This is a genomic window from Actinomadura sediminis (assembly GCF_042675525.1).
GTDB classification, from domain to species: domain Bacteria; phylum Actinomycetota; class Actinomycetes; order Streptosporangiales; family Streptosporangiaceae; genus Spirillospora; species Spirillospora sediminis.
In genome coordinates this window covers 1-5,253 of sequence record NZ_JBHTJA010000199.1, presented here as the reverse complement: position 1 = coordinate 5,253, position 5,253 = coordinate 1, and the positions used below count along the sequence as shown (strand labels likewise).

Sequence of the window (5,253 nt, the reverse complement as noted above, 5' to 3'; positions counted from 1 at the left end):
TACGCGGCCGCGCGGGCCGCCGCGGCGGCGCGGTCGGCGGCCGCCTCGTCCAGCGGCTCGCCGGTGACGAACAGCCGGTAGTACAGGGGCGCCACCGCGGTCCGGACGACCTCGGCGGCGTCCGTCCCGGGCGGGACCTCGCCGCGCGCGGCGGCCCGCTCGACGACCGCGGCGGCCTGTTCGTGGCGGCGCGCGAAGAAGTGCTGCAGGGCGCTCGCGGCGGCGCCGCTCTGCCCGGCGGCCAGCACGAACGCGCGGGAGACCGGGCCCGCCTCCGGGTCGGCGAAGCCGTCGCGGACGAGCCGGGCGATGGCGCGCAGGTCGCCGTCCAGGGTGCCGGTGTCGGGGACGGGCCAGGGTTCGGCGGCGGCGAGCTCGAGGGCGTCGGCGACGAGCCCGTCGGCGTCGCCCCAGCGCCGGTAGACGGTCGTCTTGTGGACGCCGGACCGGGCGGCGACGGCCTCGACCGTCAGGCCGCGGTAGCCGTGCTCGGCGAGTTCGGCGAGGGTCGCGCGGCGGACGGCGTCGCGGACGCGCGCGGTCCGCCCGCCCGGCCGGACGGTCCCCGGCCCGGCGCCGTCCCGTGGCTCCCGCGGATTCACGCCACGAACCTAACACAACGAAGGTTGCGTTAGTCTTCTCGTCGCGCACCCGGCGACCGGAGGACAGATGCCGCACGTCACGATCGAGGAACTGAAGGTGTCGGGCCCCGACGCGGGCCCGTACGCGATCGCCGCGGCGCCGGACGGCGCCCTGTGGTTCACGCTGGTGCACGCGGGCCGCATCGGCCGCGTCGCGGCGGACGGGCGGGTCGTGCTGCACCCCGACGAGCCCCTCGACGGCGACCCGATGATCATCACGGCGGGCCCGGACGGGGCCCTGTGGTTCACCGAGTTCCAGGGGAACCGGATCGGCCGCGTCGACGCCGGCGGCCGGGTCGCCCGCCATCCGGTGCCGGACGGCGGCGGCCCCTGCGGGATCGCGGCGGGCCCCGACGGCGCCCTGTGGTTCACCCTCATGCACACCGGCGAGCTCGGCCGGATCGGCGCGGACGGCCGGATCACGCGCGTGCCCGTGCCCGTCCCGGGCGGGATGCCGTCGATGATCACCGCCGGGCCGGACGGGGCCCTGTGGTTCACGCTCAACCAGGGGAACGCGATCGGCCGGGCGACGCCCGCCGGGGACGTGACCGTCTACCCGCTGCCGTCCGCGGGCGCCGCGCCCGTCGGGATCACCGCGGGCCCGGACGGGGCGCTGTGGTTCACCGAGATCGGCGCGGGGCGGATCGGCCGCATCACCACCTCGGGCGAGGTCGCCGAGTTCGCGCTGCCCGATCCGGCGGCGCGCCCGCACGCGATCACGGCGGGCCCGGACGGCGCCCTGTGGTTCACCGAGTGGGGCACCGCGCACGTGGGCCGCGTCACCGTGGACGGCGCCGTCGAGGAGCACCCGCTGCCGACCCTGGGCTGCGAGCCGCACGGCATCGCCGCCGGGCCGGACGGCGCCCTGTGGGTCGCGCTGGAGACCGGTGCCCTCGCCCGCGTCCTCCCCGCCTGACCGCGCGGCCGGGCCACGGGCCGCCCCGGGGAAAACCGGTTGGCACACCGCGGGACGTTCGTTAGAACGGTCCGCATGCTCCGCAAGTACCCTCGCACCCGGCATATCGAGGGCTCCCGGCTGCAGCCGGGAGACCACGACCTGGCGGCGACGCCGTTCCGGGAGGTCGCCGGGCGTTTCCTGGTGGTGGAGGAGAAGCTGGACGGCGCCAACGTCGGCGTCAGCTTCACCGCCGGCGGGGAGCTGCGGCTGCAGAGCCGCGGGCACTACCTGACCGGCGGCCCCCGGGAGCGGCAGTTCGGCCCGCTGAAGGCATGGGCGGCGTCGGTCCAGCACGTGCTCTGGGAGCGGCTGCGCGACCGGTACGTCATGTACGGCGAGTGGCTGTACGCCAAGCACACCGTCTTCTACGACGCGCTCCCCCACTACTTCTGCGAGTTCGACGTCCTCGACACCGCCGACGGGACGTTCCTGTCGACGGCGCGGCGCCGCGAGCTGCTGGCGGGGACGCCGGTGGTGCAGGTCCCGGTCCTGCACGAGGGGCCCGTCCGCGACCTGGCCGGGCTGACGGCGCTGGCCGGGCCGTCCACGTGCCGGACGCCGCGCTGGCGGGACGCGCTGCGCGCGGCGGCGGAGGCGGGCGGCGCCGACCCCGCCCGGGTGGAGAGGGAGACCGACGGCGCCGAGGAGATGGAGGGCCTCTACCTGAAGGTGGAGGAGGACGGCCGGACCGTCGACCGGTTCAAGTGGGTCCGGGCGAGCTTCCTGACGGCCGTCCTGGACTCGGGGACGCACTGGCGGGAGCGTCCGATCGTCGCCAACGGCCTCGCCGACCCGGGGGTGCTGTATGCGGGTGTTCGCTGAGCTGTGCCCGGCGCCGCCGGCCTGGGAGGTGCCGTGGCCGGAGGTCCGGGACGCGTTCGCGTGGGTGCGCGACATGGCGGGCGTGCCGCAGGACGCCGTCTACCACGGTGAGGGCGACGTCGAGGTCCACACGCGGATGGCGTGCGAGGCGCTGGCGGCGCTGCCGGGGTGGCGGGCGCGCCCGGCCGGCGAGCGGGTGCGGCTGTTCGCGGCCGTCCTGATGCACGACATCGCCAAGCCGCACTGCACCCGCACCGAGGACGACGGCCGCATCACCGCGCGCGGGCACTCGCGGCGCGGCGACCTGATGGTGCGGCGGATCCTGTGGGAGATGGGCGCGCCGGTCGCGTGGCGCGAGCACGTGGCCGCGCTGATCCGGCACCACCAGGTGCCGTTCTGGGCGCTGGAGCGGCCGGACCTGCAGCGGATCGCGTTCCGGGTGAGCCTGCTGGCCCGCAACGACGACCTGGTGCTGCTGGCGTCGGCCGACATCCTCGGCCGGATCTGCCCCGACACCGACGAACTGCTCGACAACGTCGGCCTGTACGGGGAGTACTGCGCCGAGCAGGAGTGCCTGGACCGCCCGCGCGCGTTCCCGTCCGACCACGCCCGGTTCTGGTACTTCCGCAAGCCCGGCCGCGACCCCGGCTACGCCGCCTACGACGACACGCGGCTGACCGCGACGATCCTGTCGGGGCTGCCCGGCGCCGGCAAGGACACCTGGATCGCGGCGAACCGCCCGGACGTGCCGGTGGTGAGCCTGGACCGGCTGCGCGCGGAGATGGGCGTCTCCCCCGCCGGTGACCAGCGGGCCGTGGCGGCGGCCGCGCACGAGCTGGCGCGCGGGCATCTGCGCGCCGGGCGGTCGTTCGTGTGGAACGCCACGAACGTGTCGCGGTCGCAGCGCGAGCTGTGCACGGGCCTGGTCGCCGGGTACCGGGGGCGGGTCGAGGTGGTGGCGCTGGAGGCGCCGCCGGACGTGCTGCGGGGCCGCAACCGGGGCCGCGCCGCGCCCGTCCCGGACGCGGTGATCGACCGGCTCGTCCGCCGGTGGGAGACGCCCGACCCGACCGAGGGCCACCGCGTCGACTGGCTGGGCACCGCCTGATCCGGGACCGGCCCGGGGGTCGCTTTGACAGGTGATCGCGGCGGGGGGAGGGTCGTGCCGTGAACCATGCCGCAGGTGACGGGAACGGACGGGACGGGCGAGGGCGGGTCGCGCTGGTGACCGGGGCCGGGTCGGGGATCGGCGCGGCGGTCGCGTCGGCGCTGCTGGACGCCGGATGGCGGGTCGCGCTGGCGGGACGGCGCGCGGCCCGGCTGGAGGAGACGGCGCGGCGGGCCCGGGACGCGGACGGCCGGGTCCTGGCCGTCGCCGCCGACGTCGCCGACCCGGGGTCGGTCGAGGAGCTGTTCGGGGCGGTCGCCGACCGGTGGGGGCGGCTGGACCTGCTGTTCAACAACGCCGGGGTGTTCGGGGCGCCCGCGCCCGTCGAGGAGGTCGGCCTCGATGAGTGGCGGCGCGTCCTCGACACCAACCTGACGGGCGCGTTCCTGTGCGCGCGGGCGGCGTTCCGGATGATGAAGGAGCAGGATCCGCGGGGAGGGCGCATCGTCAACAACGGGTCGCTGGCGGCGCACACGCCGCGGCCCCGGTCGGTGGCCTACACCGCGAGCAAGCACGCGGTGACGGGGCTGACCAAGTCGCTGGCGCTGGAGGGACGCCCGTACGGGATCGCGTGCGGGCAGATCGACGTGGGCAACGCGGCGACGGAGATGACGGGCGGGTTCGCGGCGGGCGCCCTGCAGGCCGACGGGTCGGTGCGGGCGGAGCCGGTGATGGACGCCGGGCACGTCGCGGATGCCGTCCTGTACATGGCGGGGCTGCCGCCGGAGGCGAACGTGCCGTTCATGACGGTGATGGCGACGACGATGCCGTCGTTCGTGGGCCGCGGCTGAGCCCGCCCCGCCGGGCCGCCTCGTTCGCGCCGATCACCCCGCTTCGTGCCTGGGACGTTCGGTGCGGCGGTCGCGGGCGGCGTCCCGGGCCCCGCGCGTTGACGTTTAGGTCCGGCGCAGGGGGAACGCCTCTACCGCGCTTCGTAACCACTGGACGCGGGAGGGGGCCGGAAGCGATGACGATCATGCGGCCGGCACAGGACGGCAGAGGCGGTGCCGCCGGCGCCACCGTCCACGGGGACGGGCAGGCGACCGGGCGGGCGGAGGCCGGGCGGCACGAGCCGGGGACCGGCGAGCTCGTCCGGCAGGCGACCCAGCAGGTCTCGGACCTGATGCGCGCGGAGCTGCGCCTGGCCGTCGCCGAGCTGAAGGACAAGGGCCGGCACGCCGGGACGGGCGCCGGGCTGCTCGGCGGGGCGGGACTGGTCGCCCTGTACGGGGTCGCGGTGCTGCTGGCGGCGGCGGTCGCGGCGATCGCGCTGGTGCTGCCGGTGTGGGCGGCGGCGCTGATCGTGGGCGGCGCGCTACTGCTGGTCGCCGGGGTGCTCGCGCTGATGGGGCGCGGCCAGGCCAGGCAGGCGACGCCCGCCAAGCCCGAGCGGGCGACGGAGGAGGCGCGGCAGACCGTCGCGGAACTGAAGGAGAGGGCGCACCGATGAGCAGGCAGGGCGCCGGGGCCGGCACCGAGGAGCTGCGGCAGGAGGTCGACCGGGCCCGGCACGACCTCGGCGAGACCGTGGAGGCGCTGGCGGCGAAGGCCGACGTGAAGGCGGTGGCGCGCGAGCGCGTCGACCAGGCCCGCACCCGCGCCATGGACGCGGTGGGGTCGGCGCGGCAGGCCGCGTCGTCGCGGGCGTCGTCGGCCCGGCAGGC

Annotated in this window: 7 protein-coding genes; 6 read left to right on the top strand and 1 reads right to left on the bottom strand. The window is 76.7% G+C overall.

Annotated elements, in window-relative coordinates; translation table 11 throughout:
• On the bottom strand, positions 1 to 602 hold a 602-nt coding region (locus tag ACFQ11_RS36990; RefSeq protein ID WP_378307503.1), incomplete at its 3' end, for a TetR/AcrR family transcriptional regulator.
• Positions 603 to 669: 67 nt separating this feature from the next.
• Here ACFQ11_RS36990 and ACFQ11_RS36985 point away from each other — a divergent pair.
• The 6 genes from ACFQ11_RS36985 to ACFQ11_RS36960 form a co-directional block, all read left to right on the top strand.
• The gene (locus ACFQ11_RS36985) at positions 670 to 1,557 is read left to right on the top strand and encodes a Vgb family protein (RefSeq protein ID WP_378307501.1); all 888 of its coding nucleotides are present in this window, start codon (positions 670 to 672) and stop codon (positions 1,555 to 1,557) included.
• Between the two features lie 75 nt (positions 1,558 to 1,632).
• On the top strand, positions 1,633 to 2,421 hold the full coding sequence (locus ACFQ11_RS36980) for an RNA ligase family protein (protein ID WP_378307499.1): 789 nt from the start codon (positions 1,633 to 1,635) through the stop codon (positions 2,419 to 2,421).
• The gene (locus ACFQ11_RS36975) at positions 2,405 to 3,529 is read left to right on the top strand and encodes an AAA family ATPase (protein ID WP_378307497.1); all 1,125 of its coding nucleotides are present in this window, start codon (positions 2,405 to 2,407) and stop codon (positions 3,527 to 3,529) included. The genes ACFQ11_RS36980 and ACFQ11_RS36975 overlap by 17 nt, the downstream gene beginning before the upstream one ends.
• 59 nt (positions 3,530 to 3,588) lie before the next feature.
• Positions 3,589 to 4,380 (top strand): SDR family oxidoreductase, encoded by a 792-nt coding sequence (locus tag ACFQ11_RS36970; RefSeq protein WP_378307495.1) that lies wholly within the window; start codon positions 3,589 to 3,591, stop codon positions 4,378 to 4,380.
• Between the two features lie 176 nt (positions 4,381 to 4,556).
• Entirely contained in the window at positions 4,557 to 5,039 is a 483-nt protein-coding gene (locus ACFQ11_RS36965) for a phage holin family protein (protein ID WP_378307493.1), read from the top strand.
• Positions 5,036 to 5,253 (top strand): DUF3618 domain-containing protein (locus ACFQ11_RS36960; protein ID WP_378307491.1); only part of this gene is annotated, 218 nt, incomplete at its 3' end. The genes ACFQ11_RS36965 and ACFQ11_RS36960, both read left to right, overlap by 4 nt.